Source organism: Novosphingobium olei (genome assembly GCF_012927405.1).
Lineage (GTDB): Bacteria > Pseudomonadota > Alphaproteobacteria > Sphingomonadales > Sphingomonadaceae > Novosphingobium > Novosphingobium olei.
On sequence record NZ_JABBGM010000002.1, the window covers coordinates 303141 to 319977 of the forward strand.

The 16837-nt window shown below is 67.4% G+C and carries 12 protein-coding genes and 1 riboswitch; of the genes, 3 read left to right on the top strand and 9 right to left on the bottom strand.

The window, feature by feature from the left end:
• Positions 1–22: 22 nt before the first annotated feature.
• On the top strand, positions 23–625 hold the full coding sequence (leuD, locus tag HHL27_RS05550; protein WP_169492391.1) for a 3-isopropylmalate dehydratase small subunit: 603 nt from the start codon (positions 23–25) through the stop codon (positions 623–625).
• Positions 626–733: 108 nt separating this feature from the next.
• Positions 734–1729, top strand: a complete 996-nt coding sequence (locus HHL27_RS05555; RefSeq protein ID WP_169492392.1) for an NADPH:quinone oxidoreductase family protein — start codon at positions 734–736, stop codon at positions 1727–1729.
• Positions 1730–1754: 25 nt separating this feature from the next.
• On the opposite strand, the gene HHL27_RS05560 is transcribed toward HHL27_RS05555, so the two are convergent.
• From HHL27_RS05560 to HHL27_RS05600, 9 genes are all read right to left on the bottom strand, one after another.
• Positions 1755–2429 (bottom strand): trimeric intracellular cation channel family protein, encoded by a 675-nt coding sequence (locus HHL27_RS05560; RefSeq protein ID WP_169492393.1) that lies wholly within the window; start codon positions 2427–2429, stop codon positions 1755–1757.
• Between the two features lie 57 nt (positions 2430–2486).
• Complete coding sequence (locus tag HHL27_RS05565) at positions 2487–3977, bottom strand: DUF4403 family protein (RefSeq protein ID WP_169492394.1); 1491 nt, start codon at positions 3975–3977, stop codon at positions 2487–2489.
• A gap of 204 nt (positions 3978–4181) precedes the next feature.
• On the bottom strand, positions 4182–5582 hold the full coding sequence (gene lpdA, locus HHL27_RS05570) for a dihydrolipoyl dehydrogenase (RefSeq protein WP_169492395.1): 1401 nt from the start codon (positions 5580–5582) through the stop codon (positions 4182–4184).
• 45 nt (positions 5583–5627) lie between these two features.
• A complete protein-coding gene (odhB, locus tag HHL27_RS05575) occupies positions 5628–6875 on the bottom strand; it encodes a 2-oxoglutarate dehydrogenase complex dihydrolipoyllysine-residue succinyltransferase (RefSeq protein WP_169492396.1) in 1248 nt (415 codons plus the stop codon).
• A gap of 56 nt (positions 6876–6931) precedes the next feature.
• Positions 6932–9775 carry a 2-oxoglutarate dehydrogenase E1 component gene (locus tag HHL27_RS05580; RefSeq protein ID WP_169492397.1) on the bottom strand — a complete coding sequence of 948 codons (2844 nt, stop codon included), beginning with the start codon at positions 9773–9775 and terminating at the stop codon, positions 6932–6934.
• 302 nt (positions 9776–10077) lie between these two features.
• Positions 10078–11040, bottom strand: coding sequence for a malate dehydrogenase (gene mdh / locus HHL27_RS05585; RefSeq protein WP_169492398.1), 963 nt, complete (start codon positions 11038–11040; stop codon positions 10078–10080).
• 248 nt (positions 11041–11288) lie between these two features.
• Positions 11289–11639, bottom strand: coding sequence for a hypothetical protein (locus HHL27_RS05590; protein WP_240959404.1), 351 nt, complete (start codon positions 11637–11639; stop codon positions 11289–11291).
• 146 nt (positions 11640–11785) lie between these two features.
• Positions 11786–13057, bottom strand: a complete 1272-nt coding sequence (locus tag HHL27_RS05595) for a cell wall hydrolase (RefSeq protein ID WP_240959406.1) — start codon at positions 13055–13057, stop codon at positions 11786–11788.
• Between the two features lie 248 nt (positions 13058–13305).
• Positions 13306–14409: a PAS domain-containing protein gene (locus HHL27_RS05600; protein ID WP_169492400.1), complete on the bottom strand. Its 1104-nt coding sequence runs from the start codon at positions 14407–14409 to the stop codon at positions 13306–13308.
• A 166-nt stretch (positions 14410–14575) separates the two neighbouring features.
• Positions 14576–14753, top strand: a riboswitch (cobalamin riboswitch).
• Positions 14754–14877: 124 nt separating this feature from the next.
• On the opposite strand from HHL27_RS05600, the gene HHL27_RS05605 reads away from it, so the two are divergent.
• Positions 14878–16800, top strand: coding sequence for a TonB-dependent receptor plug domain-containing protein (locus tag HHL27_RS05605; protein WP_169492401.1), 1923 nt, complete (start codon positions 14878–14880; stop codon positions 16798–16800).
• Positions 16801–16837 lie beyond the last annotated feature (37 nt).

Genomic DNA, 16837 nt, shown 5'->3' on the forward strand with positions numbered 1-16837 from the left:
GCCGCGCGTATAGCGAAGCGTCATGGAACCCGTGAACCAGATCGAAGGCCGCGCCTATCCGTTCGGCCTGAAGAATGTCGATACCGACGTGATCATTCCCGCGCGCTGGCTGAAGACGATCAGCCGCGAAGGGCTGGGCAAGGGCGCGTTCGAGGCGATCCGCCAGGATCCCGACAACCTGTTCGACAGCCCCGAGTATGCGGGTTCGCCGATCCTTGTCGCGGGCGACAACTTCGGCTGCGGTTCCAGCCGCGAACACGCCGCCTGGGCGCTGGGCGACATGGGCATCAAGGCGGTGATCGCGCCTTCGTTCTCGGACATCTTTTCGGGCAATGCCTTCAAGAACGGCATCCTCACCGTGGTCCTGCCGCAGGAAGCGGTCGACCGGCTGGTCGAAGTCGCCAAGACCGACACCATCCACATCGATCTTGAAAACCAGACGGTGACGACGCCCTTCCAGGATCGCTTCACCTTCGAGATCGATCCGTTCCGCAAGCACTGCCTGCTCAATGGGTTGGACGAAGTCGGCCTCACGCTCGCCCGTGATGCCGCGATTTCCAGCTACGAGGCGAAGCTTGCCGGAGAGCGTGGCTTCTTGACCCACGGCACGGCCGTCGCGGCTTAACTGTCCGGTTAATTACCGCTTTCCTTCGCGCGGGAAACTTGCTTTTCTGATCCCTGCAACCCGGCGCGCTGCGACGCGCCGGCCATCGACATGCGGGAGAACAGATAGATGAAGGCCTTGCAGACCCACGCCGTGGGCGGACCCGATACGCTCGTCCTGGACGATCTGCCCGATCCGGTCGCCGGTCCCGGCCAGGTCGTGGTCGCGGTCAAGGCGTGCTCGATCAACTTCCCCGACACGCTGATGATCCGCGACATGTACCAGTTCAAGCCACCGCGGCCGTTCTCGCCCGGTGGTGAGCTCGCCGGCGTGATCGACAGCGTGGGCGAAGGCGTGACCGAGTGGAAGGTCGGCGACCGCGTGATCGCGATGGTCGGCAACGGCGGCCTGCGCGAAAAGGTCATTGCCGATCCTGCGCGCCTGTTCGCGCTGCCCGAAGGCGTCGATTTCGAAACCGGCGCGTCGTTGCTGATGACCTATGGCACCAACATCCACGGCCTGGTCGATCGCGGCCAGATCAAGGCGGGCGATACCGTGCTCGTGCTCGGCGCGGCGGGCGGCATCGGCCTTGCCGCGATCGAACTGTCCAAGGCCTTCGGCGCCCGCGTGGTCGCCGCCGTGTCGACCGAGGAAAAGGGCAAGATCGCCCGCGAAGCCGGGGCCGACGAAGTCGTGATCTACCCCCGCGCGCCGCTCGACAAGGCGCAGTCGAAGGAACTGGCCGACGCGTTCAAGGCCGCTTGCGGCCCCAACGGCGCGGACATCGTCTACGACGTGATCGGCGGCGATTATTCCGAACCGGCCGTGCGCGCCATCGCCTGGGAAGGCCGCTTCCTCGTGATCGGCTTCACCGCCGGCATCGCCAAGCTGCCGCTCAACCTCACCCTGCTCAAGGCCTGCGACGTGCGCGGCGTGTTCTGGGGGGCATGGACCGCGCGCGAACCGCAGAAGTTCAAGGACGAAGTCGCGCAGCTGTTCGAGATGGTCAAGCAGGGCAAGATCGCCCCGCGCGTCTCGGCCCGCTTCCCGCTCGAACGCGGTGGCGAGGCGATCGCCATGCTCGAAAACCGCCAGGCCGTGGGCAAGGTCGTGGTGACGATGTAATCCTGCACACGGGAAGGGCGGATGCTCAGGCTTCGTCCTTCCCGCCATAGGTCGGCAGGCCCAGCTTCCAGTGGATCGCGGCGCCGCGCAGGGCAAACCCGCCCAGCGCGGCCACCGGCCAGACCAGCGCGTTGGGCAGGCCCAGCGTCTTGCCCGCAGCGCACAGCAGCGAGGACAGCGCCGCGGCGGTTACATAGAGTTCGGGCCGCATCAGAATCGACGGGCGCCCGGCCAGCACGTCGCGGATCACCCCGCCCACGCAGCCGGTGATCACCCCCATCAGCATCGCCGGCACCGGCGCCACGCCATAAGCCAGCGCCTTGGCCGTCCCCAGCACGGCGTAGGCGCCCAGGCCCACCGCATCGGCCCAGTCGAGCATCGGCCAGTCGTAGTTCGAGGCCGCCCACCAGCGGCTGGGCGTCACCCACACCACCAGCGCCACGCCCAGGCATACCGGCGCGACCAGCGGATCGCGCACCCAGAACACCGGCGCGCCGATCAGCAGGTCGCGCACCGATCCGCCGCCGACCCCGGTGATCAGCGCGAAGAAGGTCATCGTCACCAGCGTCTGCCGCAACCGCGCCGCCAGCAGCGCGCCCGACAGCGCGAACACGCCGACCCCGATCAGGTCGAGCAGGCCGAGCACGGCGGTGAGCGAGGGCGTGGGCAGGATCGGGCCGGGAAGGATCGGAGCGGGCATCACCCGGCGTCTAGCATTCGCAGGCCCCGCTCCGCCAGCCCGTCGGGCCCGCGCGGTTCAGTGCGGCCGCTCGACCAGCGTGATCGCGGCCGTCCCGCTCGCCTTCACCGGCAGGTAAAGCCCCTGGCCCGCCGCGATCAGCGTGCCCGTTTCCACCTCGTCGATCTGCGCGCGGATCAGCAGCGCCCCTTCGCGCTTCTGTTCGATCGCGCGGTCGATCTTGCCGATCAGCTTGTCATAATCCTTGGCGAAATCCTGCGCGAGCGCGTCGGCGATCACCCCGTTGACTTCGGGCAGGCTGGCCAGCTTGAGCAGCAGTTCGGTGCCCACGCCGTCGGTCGCGCCGTCCACCGACAGGTCGACGAAGCGCACCTTGCGCGAATTGGGGGCATTGGTCGGCGTGCCGGTCAACCACACGGTGCCGCGTGACGTGCCGAGGCGGTTGGCCACGTCGCTTGCGGAAAACTGCACGCCCACCGCGATCTTGCCATGCCCGGTGCCATAGGCGGTAACCTTGCCGAACTGCGCGCGGACCGGCCCCACGCCGGGAATGTCGAACGGGCGGACCGAACGCTTGACCAGCGCCTTGGCGATCACCGGCTCCAGCTCGCGATAGTCCGCGATAACCGGGATGAAGAACACCAGCTTGCCCGCCCGCCGGTCAAGCGGGGAGGGCGCGGGCAGGGGCTTCGGTGCGGGATCGGCGGGGCGCGGCCCGACGAACGTCTCGGTCGTCGCCGTCATGCCCAGGTCCAGCCGCAGCTTGCCCCCGCGCGCCGCATCGCCTTCCACGCGGTATCCGCCATAGTGCAGCTTGTCGGGCGTGATGCGCATCCACACCGGTGGATTTTCGCGGTTGAGCTGCAGCGAGGTGAACGCCTGCGCCCAGGCGTTGGCCACTTCACCGCGCAGGTTCAGCTTGGCGACCTCGCGCTCCACCGTGCGTTCGACGTCCTTGATCACCGGCGCCAGCTTCTCGTTCGCCTTGTCGGTAAAGCGGATGCGCTGGCCCAGGAAATCGATGCCGGGCTCGGTGGTCCAGCCATATTCGATCCGCACCTTGGCGCGCGGGTTCCAGTCCCGGGCAAGGTCCAGCCGCACCACCGCGCGCACTTGCGCATCGGCGCTCGCCGTTTCCTTCAGCATGCCGGCCACATTGCGCGCATGGACCACGGCGTGGATCGGCATCGTCACGATGAAGTCCGACCCCCGGCCCGACAGCGACAGCGCCCCGCGCGTCACCTGCCCTTGCAGGTCGCATTTCAGCTTCGGCGTCTTCACCTTGACCACCAGCAGCTTGACCTTGCTCGATGTCACGCAGGTCTTGCCGCGCTCGTCGATCGTCCACAGCAGCCGCGGCACCGCGCTTTCCAGCGAAGTGCGGAACAGCGCGAGCCGCGCTTCGACCGGCACCGCGATGTGCGATTTCTGCGCCGGCGGATCGAACCCGTCGGTCGCGCGCGGCGGTGGCGTGAACTTCGCCTGGCGCCCGCACGAAGCGAGTGCGAGCGCGGTCATGGCAAGCGTGATGAACCTGCTCTGCTGCATTTGGCCCCCTTCGGACAGGATACCTGCCCGCGCGCACAATGCAAAAAGCGCCATCCGGTTTCCCGATGACGCGTGCAAAAGACGCCATCCGGTTTCCCGATGCCGCATGCAAAAAGCGCCATCCGGTTTCCCGATAACGCATGCAAAAAGGGCCGCCCGGTCGCCCGGACGGCCCCTCGCTCACCGTGGATGGAGGTGGAGCGATCAGATGTGGATCGGCTTGCCCTGCACGCCCATCGCCGCTTCCTTCAGCGCTTCCGAATGGGTCGGGTGCGCGTGGCAGGTATAGGCGATGTCTTCGCTCGTCGCGCCATATTCCATGGCGAGCGCAGCTTCGGCGATCATCGTGCCGGCAACCGATGCGATCGCCCAGACGCCCAGCACGCGGTCGGTCTTGGCGTCCGCGATCACCTTTACGAAGCCATCAGGCTCGTGGTTGGTCTTGGCGCGGCTGTTGGCAAGCATCGGGAACTTCGAAACCTTGATCTCGCCCTTTTCCTTCGCGGCTTCCTCGGTCAGGCCGACGCCGGCGAATTCGGGGAAGGTGTAGACCACGCCCGGGATCACGTCGTGGTTCACGATGCCGGTGAGGCCAGCGATGTTCTCGGCGACGGCAATGCCTTCGTCCTCGGCCTTGTGCGCCAGCATCGGACCCGGAATGCAGTCGCCGATCGCCCACACGCCGTCGACTTTGGTGGCAAAGTCGTGGTCGGTTTCGATCTGGCCGCGCGCGTTGAGTTCGAGGCCGATCTTGTCGAGGCCCAGGCCATCCACGTTCGGACGGCGGCCGATCGCCACCAGCACGCAGTCGGCTTCGATCGTCGCCGCATCGCCGCCCTTGGCCGGCTCGACGGTGAGGGTGGCCTTCGCGCCGTCCACGGCAACGCCCGTCACCTTGGTGCCGAGCTTCAGCTCCATGCCCTGCTTCTTGAATATCTTGGCGGCTTCCTTGCGCACGTCACCGTCCATGCCGGGCAGCAGCTGGTCCAGGAATTCGACCACGGTGACCTTGGCGCCCAGGCGGCGCCACACCGAGCCCAGCTCCAGCCCGATCACGCCGCCGCCGATCACCACCAGGTGCTCGGGCACCTTCTTCAGCGCGAGCGCGCCGGTGCTGTCGACGATCACGCCGGCATCGTTGTCCACGCTCACGCCCGGCAGCGGGGTCACGCTCGAACCTGTGGCGATGACGATGTTCTTCGCCGTCACCTTCTGCCCTGCCACGGTGACGCTGTGCGCGTCTTCGAAGCTGGCATAGCCCTTGAGCCAGGTGACCTTGTTCTTCTTGAACAGGAACTCGATGCCCCCGGTCAGCTGCTTGACCGAATCCAGCTTCTGCGCCTGCATCGCGTCGAGATCGAGCGTCACTTCGCCGGTCTTGATGCCATAGCTCGCAAACGTGCCGTTCTTCGCCTCGTCGAACTTCTCCGAGCCGTGCAGCAGCGCCTTCGAAGGAATGCACCCGACGTTGAGGCAGGTCCCGCCCAGCGTCTCCCGCCCTTCCGCACACGCGGTCTTCAGGCCCAGCTGCGCCGCGCGGATGGCCGCGACATAGCCGCCGGGGCCGGCACCGATGACAAGGACGTCGTAATCGTATTCAGCCATTGCTTGGCTCCTTCAGATCCTCCCTTTGAAGGGGAGGATTCAATATCAAAGATCGATCAGCAGGCGGGTCGGATCCTCGATCGCTTCCTTGATCGTCTTCAGCGCCGTCACCGCCTCGCGCCCGTCGATCAGGCGGTGGTCATAGGACAGCGCGATGTACATCATCGGGCGGATCACGATCTCGCCATTGCGGACCACCGGGCGGTCCTCGATGCGGTGCAGGCCGAGCACGGCGGACTGCGGCGGGTTGATGATCGGGGTCGACATCAGGCCGCCGAACACGCCGCCGTTCGAAATGGTGAAGGTGCCACCGGCCATGTCGGCCATGGTCAGGGTGCCGTCACGCGCGGCCTTGCCGTAGTTGGCGATGGCCTTCTCGATATCGGCGAAGCTCAGCTTGTCGACATCGCGCACCACCGGCACGACCAGCCCGTTCGGGGCCGACACCGCGACCGAGATGTCGACGTAATCGAAGTAGACGATTTCTTCGCCCTGGATCTGGGCGTTGACCGCCGGGATGTCCTTGAGCGCAAGGACCGAAGCCTTGGCGAAGAAGCTCATAAGACCAAGCTTCACGCCGTGCTTCTTTTCGAACACGTCCTTGTACTTGGCGCGCGCTTCCATCACCGCGGTCATGTCCACGTCGTTGAACGTGGTCAGCAGCGCGGCGGTTTCCTGCGCGCTCTTCAGCCGCTTGGCGATCGTCTGGCGCAGGCGCGTCATCTTGACGCGTTCCTCGTTGCGACCGGGCGCGGTGGGCGCAGCCGCCGGTATCGGCGCGGCGGCGGTCGCGGCGGGAGCTGCAGGCGCTGCCTGCTTGGCCTGGGCTGCTGCCAGCACGTCTTCCTTGGTCAGGCGGCCGTCCTTGCCGGTGCCCTTGACGGTCGACGGGTCGATGCCGTGTTCCAGCACCGCGCGGCGAACGGCAGGGCTGAGCACGGCAGCGTCGTCACCCTTGGGCGCGGCGGCATCGGCCTTGGGCGCAATGGTGTCCGAAGCGGGGGCCACCGGCGCTTCGGTGCGCAGGGCAGGAGCGGCCCCGCCGGCAGCGGCCACGCCATCCTCGATCATCGCCAGCAGCGCGCCGACCGACACGGTGTCGCCTTCCTGCGCCACATAGTTGCCCATCACGCCCGAAGCCGGGGCGGGCACGTCGACCGCGACCTTGTCGGTTTCGAGGCTGACGATCGGCTCGTCGAGCGCAACCGCTTCGCCGGGCTTCTTGAGCCACTGGCCGACCGTCGCTTCGCTGACGCTTTCACCCAGCGTCGGAACCTTGACTTCGATGGACATGACTTGCGTTTCCTTGGGGAGAATTCTTCTGATGGATCAAGCGAGCGCGGCGCGGCTCAGCCCTTCTGCTTGCGGCGGATTTCGCCACGCACCGAAAGCGAAAGCGCATCGGCCACCAGCGCGGCCTGCTCGGCGGCGTGCCGCTTGGCGAGGCCGGTCGCGGGCGAGGCCGAAGCCGAACGACCGGCATAGCGGGCGCGCGCGACCTTGGCCTTGGCGGCCTTGAGCGATTCCTCGATCAGCGGCTCGACGAAGAACCACGAACCGTTGTTCTTGGGCTCTTCCTGGCACCACACCACTTCTTCCAGGTTGGGCATGCGCGAAAAACGCAGCGCAAGCGGTTCGCCGGGGAAGGGGTAGAGCTGTTCGAGGCGGATGATCTGCACGTCCTTGGCTTCCGCCGCATCGCGCGCCTCGATCAGGTCGTAGGCGACCTTGCCCGAACACAGGACCACCTTGCGCGTCTCCTTGTCCGCCGCACCATTGGTGTCGGACAGGATGCGCATGAAGTGGCCTTCGCCGATAAAGTCCTCGCGCACCGACTTCGCCAGCGGGTGGCGCAGCAGGCTCTTGGGCGTCATGATGATCAGCGGCTTGCGGAACGGGCGGTGCATCTGCCGGCGCAGCACGTGGAAGTAGTTGGCCGGCGTGGTGATGTTGCACACCTGCATGTTGTCTTCGGCGCAGAGCTGGAGGTAGCGTTCCAGGCGGGCCGACGAGTGCTCCGGACCCTGGCCTTCGTACCCGTGCGGCAGCAGCATGACGAGCCCGTTGGCACGCAGCCACTTCGATTCCGAAGAGGCGATGTACTGGTCGATCATGATCTGCGCGCCGTTGGCGAAGTCGCCGAACTGCGCTTCCCACAGCACCAGCGTCTTGGGGTCGGCGCTGGCGTAGCCGTATTCGAAGCCGAGCACGCCGTATTCCGACAGCGGGCTGTCATGCACCTCGAAGCGGCCGTGCGGCAGCGTGGCGAGCGGCACGTACTTGTGCTCGTCGGTCTGGTCGACCCACACCGAATGGCGCTGGCTGAACGTGCCGCGGCCCGAATCCTGGCCAGACAGGCGCACGTTGAACCCTTCGGTCACCAGGCTGCCATAGGCCAGCGCCTCGCCCGTCGCCCAGTCGAAGCCCACGCCGCTGGTGAACATCTCGCGCTTGGCGTCGATCACGCGGCCCAGCGTCTTGTGGATGGTCAGGCCTTCGGGAACGGTGGTCAGCACGCGGCCCAGGCTGTCGAACAGCTTGGCGTCGATGCCGGTCGAAACGTTGCGGCGCGCGGTCACCGGGTCGGCGGGCTTGTTCAGCCCCGACCAGCGGCCGCCGAACCAGTCGGCCTCGTTCGCCTTGTAGCTCTTGGCCGCCTCGAACTCGGTCTCGAGCGTGGCGGTGAAGTGGTCCTCGATCTCGCCCTTGGTGGCGCCATCGATCACCCCTTGTGCGATCAGCCGCTCCGCATAGAGCGCCGAAACCGCCGGATGCTGGCGGATCTTGGCGTACATCAGCGGCTGGGTGAAGCCCGGCTCGTCGCCCTCGTTGTGGCCGAACCGGCGGTAGCACCACATGTCGACCACGATGTCGCGGCCGAACTTCTGGCGATAGTCGATGGCCAGCTTGCAGGCGAAGGTCACCGCTTCGGGATCGTCGCCGTTCACGTGGATGATCGGCGCCTGCACGCCCTTGGCCACGTCCGAGGGATAGGGCGAGCCGCGGCTGAACTGCGGGCTGGTGGTGAAGCCGATCTGGTTGTTGATGACGAAGTGCAGGCACCCGCCGGTGTTGTAGCCCTTCACGCCCGAAAAGCCGAAGCATTCCCAGACGATGCCTTGGCCCGCAAACGCCGCGTCGCCGTGGATCAGCACGGGCAGCACCTGCTTGTGCTTGCCTTCGCCCAGGTCGTCGCGGAAAGCCTGCTGCGCGCGGGCCTTGCCCAGCACCACCGGGTCCACCGTTTCGAGGTGGCTGGGGTTGGGCTGCAGGCTCATGTGAACCTTGATCCCGTCGAACTCGCGGTCGGTGGAGGTGCCCAGGTGGTACTTCACGTCACCCGAACCGCCGACGTCCTCGGGGTTGGCGGTGCCGCCCGAGAATTCGTGGAAGATCACGCGGTAGGGCTTGGCCAGCACGTTGGCGAGCACGTTCAGGCGGCCGCGGTGCGCCATGCCGTAGATGATCTCGCGCACGCCCAGCTGGCCGCCGTACTTGATCACGGCTTCCAGCGCCGGGATCATCGATTCACCGCCGTCGAGGCCGAACCGCTTGGTGCCGACGTACTTCTTGCCGAGGAACTTCTCGTACTGTTCGCCGCGCACCACGGCGGCCAGGATCGCCTTCTTGCCGTTGGGGGTGAAGTCGATCGACTTGTCGCCGCCTTCGATGCGGTCCTGGATGAAGCGGCGCTCCTCCACGTCGGCGATGTGCATGTATTCGAAACCGACCTTGCCGCAGTAGTTCTTGCGCAGGATCGCTTCGACTTCGCGAATGGTCGCCCATTCCAGCCCGAGCACGCCGCCCATGAACACCTTGCGGTCAAGGTCGGCGGGCAGGAAGCCGTGGAACGCCAGCGAAAGGTCGGCGGGAAGGTCCTGGCGGGCAAGGCCCAGCGGGTCGAGATCGGCGGCAAGGTGGCCGCGCACGCGATAGGTGCGCACCAGCAGCATCGCGCGGATCGAATCGTTCGCGGCCTTTTCCAGCGCGGCTTCGTCCAGCGCGGGCGCGGCGCCGCCCTTCTTGGCGGCCTTGGCGATTTCGAGCTTGAGCGCCATCGGGTCGAGCGCCTGGGTCAGGTCGTCGCCGGCGGCGGCATCCATGATCGGCCAGCGCTTCGAAGCCCACGAAGGGCCGGCTTGCGGACCTTCCTGGAAGGGATCGACGTCGAACTCGTGAACTTCCTGACCCATCTGTCACTCCTGGTGCCCCCGGGGAGGGTGGGGCTTCGGATCTTGCGCGGTGCGCAAGGGCTGCGCGCCGCACGAGGTACTTTCCTGCGGGCGAAGCGTTCCGCCCTATTTTCGTCAACCATTCGCCCCGGTGCGAACACGCGCCATAGGGCTTTGGTGCAAAGGCCTGCCGAGCGGGCCTCTATGTAGTATGCCGGAGCGGGGATTACCTGCCGGGCCGGCCGGAAATACGACTGCGCGCCTGTACGACGGCGCGCCGGGGAGCGGGCGATGTGCCCTGCCGCCCCGGCGCACCCGCCGGATCAGGCGAGCGAGGGGTCGATGCCCTTGCACGCCACGAGCAGTTCCTTGACCGCGTCGACCGAAACCTTGAGGCCGGCCTTGTCGGCTTCGTCCAGCTCGATCTCGATCACCTTTTCCACGCCGCCGGCGCCGATCTGCACCGGCACGCCGACATAAAGCCCGTCAACGCCGTACTGGCCTTCGACATAGGCGGCGCAGGGCAGGATGCGCTTCTGGTCGTTGAGGTAGGCTTCGGCCATCGCGATGCCCGAGGTGGCCGGGGCATAGAACGCCGAACCGGTCTTGAGCAGCGCGACGATTTCGCCGCCGCCCGAACGGGTGCGCTGCACGATCGCGTCGATGCGCTCCTGCGTCGACAGGCCCATCTTGACGAGGTCGGGAACGGGGATGCCGTTGACGGTCGAATAGCGCGTCACCGGAACCATGGTGTCGCCGTGGCCGCCCAGCACGAACGTGTTCACGTCCTTGACCGAAACGTTGAATTCATCGGCGATGAAGTGGCTGAAGCGCGCCGAATCGAGCACGCCGGCCATGCCGACGACCTTGTTGTGGGGAAGCCCTGAGAATTCGCGCAGCGCCCAGACCATCGCGTCGAGCGGGTTGGTGATGCAGATCACGAAAGCGTCGGGGGCGTTGGCCTTGATGCCTTCGCCGACCGCCTTCATCACCTTCAGGTTGATGCCGAGCAGGTCGTCGCGGCTCATGCCGGGCTTGCGGGCAACGCCGGCGGTGACGATGATGACGTCCGCGCCCGCGATGTCGGCGTAATCGTTCGATCCGGTGATCTTGGCGTCGAAGCCTTCGATCGGGCCGCACTGCGACAGGTCGAGCGCCTTGCCCTGCGGCACGCCTTCGACGACGTCGAACAGGACGATGTCGCCAAGTTCCTTCTGGGCGGCGAGGTGAGCCAGCGTACCGCCGATGTTGCCGGCGCCGATCAGGGCAATCTTCTTGCGTGCCATGAGCTTTTCGGTCCTTTCCCGAAACATGCGGGACAACAGGTCAGGCCACCGCCCTGTTAGGGACCTCCCGCGCCCCGCATGACGGGAAGGTTCGGACGGCTGGCAGGCGCCCTAGGCCCGCTCGCACGCGAAAGCAACCCGCAAAAATCCCTGATTTCCGGGTTTTTTCGATAACAGTTCGCAATAGCAACAAGCGGCCTGCGACCAAAGTCGAAGCCGGCCGGGGGAAGCTGCGGCGAAGCTTGCGCTCAGCGCGCCCGGGCCAGCTTGCGCGATGCTTCGCGCGCCATGCGGCGGTCCAGCGCGCGGCACACCTCGATCCACCACACCACGCCTTCGGCATCGCCCGTCGCCTTGGCGATCTCGGCGGCTTCGCATGCCCGCTCGGCGGCGCAAATCCCGTGTGCGGCGAACAGACGCAGGGCGGCGGCCAGCACCCCGTCGGCATCGAACAGCGCGCCGTCCTGCTGCGGGGCGTTGTCGTTGACCGCGCGTTCGATGGCGCGGCGGCGCGGGTTGCGGCTGGGACGGACGAGGCAGGGCGAGATCATCCCGTAGCGGGGGGCAAAGCGCAGCATCGAACGGTCTCCAACCTTCATCGCCGACCCGCTTGCGCAGGCAACGGCGTCTTCCTTGCCGCTGCTGTTAGCCCCGGCCGCATGAACACTCGGTTGGCCCTCACGGTAAAGGAAGCGATAACCTCTCGTCTCGCCCTTCACGCACGACGAAGCGTGTCGGCCGGCGATCACGCGCCCGGCTTGGCGATCCACTTGCCCGCGTTTTCATAGGCCGGATTGACCGCGCCGCCCTGCGGCAGGTCGTTGCCCTTGTACACCGCATCGCCGCCGCGCTGCTCCACCTCGGGAGCATAGGCCGGGGCGCTTGCGTGCGGCAGTGGCTGCTGGCCGAACGATGCCGTGGCCGCCACCGGCGCGGGAGTTGCCGCCTGCTGGCGCAGCGCGGCCAGCCGCCCTTCCTCGAACGCGCGCTCCAGCGCCACCGGATCGGCGATGTCTGCGCTGGTCGGCGCCCAGGTGCGCGGATGCGGGGCCGCCACCGGCTCGCCGCCGGTATAGACCGCGCTGAATGCCCGCGCCTGCCCGGCGCCGCCCGCCCAGCGATAGAAGCGGTGTGCCCCGATCGCGCCGATGAAGGTCAGCTTGTCCGCCCACGAAGGGTGCACCGCCCAGGTGTGGTAATGCGTGGCGAGGCCCACCGGGGCATAGACGTAGCCGGCCAGTGCATCGGCCGCCACGCGTCGCGCGCGGTCCCAGAACTGCGCCACCGGCTTTCTGGCCAGCGATCCGTCGCAGGCGAAGCTGAACTGGCAGCCGGGCCGTTCCGAACCCTGGTAGACCACGCCGCACACCGTCTTGGGGAAGGCAGGGTGCGCCACGCGGTTCAGGATCACCTGCGCCACCGCGCGCTGCCCGCCGTCCGGTTCGCTCGCCGCCTCGTAATAGATCGCCGCGGTCAGGCACTGCTGCGCGCGCCAGCGGTCCTCGCTGGTCCCTTGCGCAAACACCGGGCGCCCTGCCGGACCGATGCGCGGCGCGTCCTCGTCGTCGCGCCGCGCGGACCAGGCCGCCTCGGCGCTGTCGGGCGAAAGCAGCCCCGAATCCTCGGGCGCGACATAGTAGAAGGCAGAGCCGGGAAAGCTCTCGCCCGGCTGCTCGAAAGGCTGCAGGGCGCCGCCTTGCGCCGCCGCGCGCTGCACGCCGCGCGGATCGCCCCAGCCGACGCTGCCCAGCACCGCCGCGCCCAGCCCGATCGCCGCGATCCCGGCCAGCCGCTGGCGCAGCATCGAAGGCCGCCGCAGCGCGCGCCGCACCGAAATCATGTCCTTCTGCCGGATGCGCGCGGCAAAGTCGCGCGGCCGCAGCTCGGTCGGCAGCGCGATCGCCAGTGCGATCGACCGTGGCTCAGCCTTCGGCCCCTCGGCCGCGGACGCGCGCCCGCTCTCCGCCGCCAGCGGGCTCGGCAGGATCACCGGTCGATAGGCAATCGTCAGGGGCAAGGGGCGTTGGTCATGGCTAGGGCAGAATAGCTAGGGCAGAATGGTCAGGGTACCGCCAAGGATCTCCGGGCTCGTCGCGCTCCATAACGCAAGCGTGCGCGTCTGGCTGCATCGCCAGGTCACGCTGTCCCGATACGGCACGCTTGCTTGCCGCCGGGTTAAGGCAATGCGTCCAAGGCAGCGCGTCGTGCCCAGTGTCGGCTCTCAGCGCATCGACCGCCGACGTCGCCCTCACGCCGACAGGGGCATCAGCTCTCTTTGGCGGGGGCCAACAGATCGGGCACGGTCAGTTCGACCACCAGCCCTTCGGGGTGCCAGTTGCGTTCGATCCTGCCACCGATCGACCGGACCAGCCGGTCGGTCATCTGGCTGCCGAATCCCAGGCCTGCGGGGGAAGAGAGGATTTCCGGGCCGCCGCGCTCGGTCCACACGAACTGCAGCGCATCTTCACCGCGCTCCCAAGAAACCACCACGTTGCCTTCGCGCAGCTTCAACCCGCCGTACTTGACCGAATTGGTCGCAAGCTCGTGCAGCACCAGCGCAAAGACCGAAATCAGCTGCTGCGCGATCACCGTGCGCGGTCCGTCGATCTGGCAGCGCTCGCCATAAGGAAGCAGCACCGACCTCACCAGGGTTTCCAGATCGACGCTGCCCAGCGCGCTCGGGTCGATCGGCTCCTCGGCGAACGCGGCATCGCTCGCCCGTCCAAGCGCCGCCAGCTTCTCGCGCAGGATCGTCGTGGCAGACTTCGGGTCGCCGCTCAGATCGGCCTGTCGTTCGGCCAGCTGGATAAGGCCCGCAAACACCGAAAACACGTTCTTGATGCGGTGCTGCATCTCGCGCGCCAGCAGCTTGTCGCGGGTGGCCGCTTCCTCCAGCCCGCGTTCCAGCCGGTTCTGCGCGGTCGTATCGCGCGATACGCACATGATCGAGATCACCCGCCCTTCGCTGTCGGACAGCGGGGTCAGCAGATTGTCCCAGTGGACCGCGCCGACGCCGGTTTCGCTGCGGCCCAGGAAGCGCGCGTTCTCTCCCTGCGCGGCCCGGCGCAGCGCTTCTTCGCCAAGCGGGCGCACGTCCTCGGGCAGCAGGCCAAGCCAGGGCATGCCGAACCCGTTCGCGGGGGAAACGCCCAGCGCGTCGCACCCGGCGCGGTTCATGTGCATCACGCGGCCGTCGGGGGACAGGAACTTCACGCAATCGGGCGTTGCATCGAGCGCGTCCCGCCTCAGGTCGGCCTCGAGCGGCGGCTGGTCCTGTCGCTCGCTGCCAGCGCCTCCACCAGGGTGCACGGAACTGCTCGCGAATTGCGAAAAGACGGGCTCGCCCCCGCTGGCGCCTCCACCTTCCATGCGACTCGCTCCCCACAGCAAGGCAAACGTTCGTATCATCGCGCCGTTGTACGCTCAACAAACAGCGCCGCGCTCGACGGCCGCAGACGGTGCGAGCCGCCCTCCATCGGCGTTTTCCCTTCCTCTTGCCCGCAGGGGCAAAGCCCGCTACCGGCGCCACCGACGCCATCGGTGCCCCGGAGACGGGGCTAAGAGGGAATTCGCGACGCCTTGTCTGCACAAGGTGGACCGAAGCTGCCCCCGCAACTGTGTCCGGCGAGCGATCCGTCCCTGTGCCACTGGCTCTTGCCGGGAAGGCGGGCGGATATCGCGATGACCCGGACGAGCCAGGAAACCTGCCGGTGTGCGGTCGTTCCGCGGCCGGGCGGGGTGTACCGGGCGCATGCGAGGAACCGGCGCGCCATTTGGCCCCGCACCGGTCCCCGCCATGGACGGCAATCGTGTCGTTCATGGGCCGGGGGAAATATCATGCGTTCGTCGTTCATCGCCCTCTCGTGCGCGCTCGCGCTCACTGCGCAGGTTGCCCGCGCCGAAGAGGAAGCGGCACCCATCACCGTTCCCATCACTGTCTTGGCCACCGGCAGCGAAACCGCCATCGACCAGACCGGCCAGGCCATTGGCGTTCTTACGGCCGAAGACCTGCAGCGGCTTCAGGGCCCCGATCTGGTCCGCGTGGTCGAACACCTGCCCGGCGTCGCCTTCGCCCGCACCGGCGGCCCCGGCAGCCAGACCAGCCTGTTCGTGCGCGGCGCCAATTCCGAACACGTCCTCGTCCTCGTCGATGGCGTGCGCCTGAACGACGTGTCCTCGCCCAAGGGCGCCAACGATTTCGCCACTCTGCAAACGGGCGGCCTCGGCTCGGTCGAGCTGCTGCGCGGGTCGAACTCGGTGATCTGGGGCTCCGAAGCGATCGGCGGCGTGCTTGCCGTCACCTCGCGCGAACTGAACGGCGTCGAAGCCAATGCCGAAGGCGGTACCCACGCCAGCTTTTCGGGCAACGCCGTCGCCGGCATCTCGAACGCGCGCGGCGCGCTGACGCTCAACGGCGGGTATGACCGCACCGACGGCGTCTCCGCCGCGCGCAGCGGGACCGAGGCCGAGGGCTACGAACAGTGGCGCGTGGGCGGCACCGGCCGCTTCGAAGTGGTCCCCGGGCTCAGCGTCGTCGCCACCGCGCGCTATGCCCGCAGCCACAGCGACATGGACGGCTATGCCCCGCCGCTCTACACCTTCGGCGATACGCTGGAATACCAGATCACCCGCCAGTTCACCGCGCGCGGCGGCCTGCGCTACCGTTCGACCTTGCTCGATCTCGATGCTGGCTATGCCTTTTCCGACACCCGCCGCGATACCTACGATGGCGGGGCGGGCGATATCCTCGAATACGGCTATGCCGGCCGCAGCCAGCGCGCCGAGCTGACCGGCCGCCTGCGCCTGCCCGAACACTTCGCGCTCGATTTCGGCGCGGACAGCGAACGCCAGACCCTGCCGCGCGAAGGGTCCGCCAGCCCGCGCAGCCGCCTCAACTCGGTCCACGCCCTGCTCGGCTGGTACGGCGACCGGGCGGAACTCGCCGCCGGCCTGCGCTACGACGATCACAACCAGTACGGCGATGCCTGGACCTTCGGCGCCAACGCCAGCGTCCGTCTGGCGGCGAACCTGCGCCTGCGCGCCAGCTATGGCGAAGGCTTCCGCGCGCCGACGCTGTTCGAACTCTACGATCCCACTTACGGCAACGTTGCCTACCAGTCGCTCGGCATCGATCCGCTGCGCCCCGAACGCAGCCGCAGCTACGACGCCGGCCTCGAATGGGGCAGCCGCGATCGTGTCTTCGCCGCGATCAGTGTTTTCCGGCGTGACACGCGCAACCTGATCGAATTCTTCTCGTGCTATGGCGTGTCCACGCCCGCGTGCGACGCGGCGAACATCGCGGGGTTCGGCTTTGGCGGCATCTATTACAACGCAAGCCGCGCCCGTGCCGAAGGCGTCGAGCTTGAATGGTCGGCCAAGCCCTCGGCCAACCTTGCCGTGGGCATGAACGCCACCTTCCTGCGCGCCCGCGATCGCAGCAAGGGCACGTTCACTTACGACAAGGACCTGCCGCGCCGGCCGTTCGCCACGGTCACCGGCTCGATCGACTGGAAGACCCCGCTCACAGGCCTGTCGCTGGGCGCCGACTTGCGCTTCCGTTCGGAAAGCTTCAACGATCGCGCCAATGCGACGAAGCTTGAAGGCGGCATGATCACCGACCTGCGCGCCTCCTACGCGATCCTGCCCAGCCTCGAACTCTATGGCCGGGTGGAAAACCTGTTCGATGCCTATGTCCCCACCGTGGCCGATTACAACACCTGGGGCCGCGCCGCGTTCGCGGGCGTGCGGGTGCGCTATTAAGGCGGCTTGCCTCGAAACGGCGGCGCGCGCTCTAGCG

What these genes read in the sequence shown, in the direction of transcription:
- leuD (WP_169492391.1), top strand. Translation starts at nt 23, where the DNA reads ATGGAACCCGTGAACCAGATCGAAGGCCGCGCCTATCCGTTCGGCCTG.
- HHL27_RS05555 (WP_169492392.1), top strand. Translation starts at nt 734, where the DNA reads ATGAAGGCCTTGCAGACCCACGCCGTGGGCGGACCCGATACGCTCGTC.
- HHL27_RS05560 (WP_169492393.1), bottom strand. Translation starts at nt 2,429, where the DNA reads ATGCCCGCTCCGATCCTTCCCGGCCCGATCCTGCCCACGCCCTCGCTC.
- HHL27_RS05565 (WP_169492394.1), bottom strand. Translation starts at nt 3,977, where the DNA reads ATGCAGCAGAGCAGGTTCATCACGCTTGCCATGACCGCGCTCGCACTC.
- lpdA (WP_169492395.1), bottom strand. Translation starts at nt 5,582, where the DNA reads ATGGCTGAATACGATTACGACGTCCTTGTCATCGGTGCCGGCCCCGGC.
- odhB (WP_169492396.1), bottom strand. Translation starts at nt 6,875, where the DNA reads ATGTCCATCGAAGTCAAGGTTCCGACGCTGGGTGAAAGCGTCAGCGAA.
- HHL27_RS05580 (WP_169492397.1), bottom strand. Translation starts at nt 9,775, where the DNA reads ATGGGTCAGGAAGTTCACGAGTTCGACGTCGATCCCTTCCAGGAAGGT.
- mdh (WP_169492398.1), bottom strand. Translation starts at nt 11,040, where the DNA reads ATGGCACGCAAGAAGATTGCCCTGATCGGCGCCGGCAACATCGGCGGT.
- HHL27_RS05590 (WP_240959404.1), bottom strand. Translation starts at nt 11,639, where the DNA reads ATGAAGGTTGGAGACCGTTCGATGCTGCGCTTTGCCCCCCGCTACGGG.
- HHL27_RS05600 (WP_169492400.1), bottom strand. Translation starts at nt 14,409, where the DNA reads ATGGAAGGTGGAGGCGCCAGCGGGGGCGAGCCCGTCTTTTCGCAATTC.
- HHL27_RS05605 (WP_169492401.1), top strand. Translation starts at nt 14,878, where the DNA reads ATGCGTTCGTCGTTCATCGCCCTCTCGTGCGCGCTCGCGCTCACTGCG.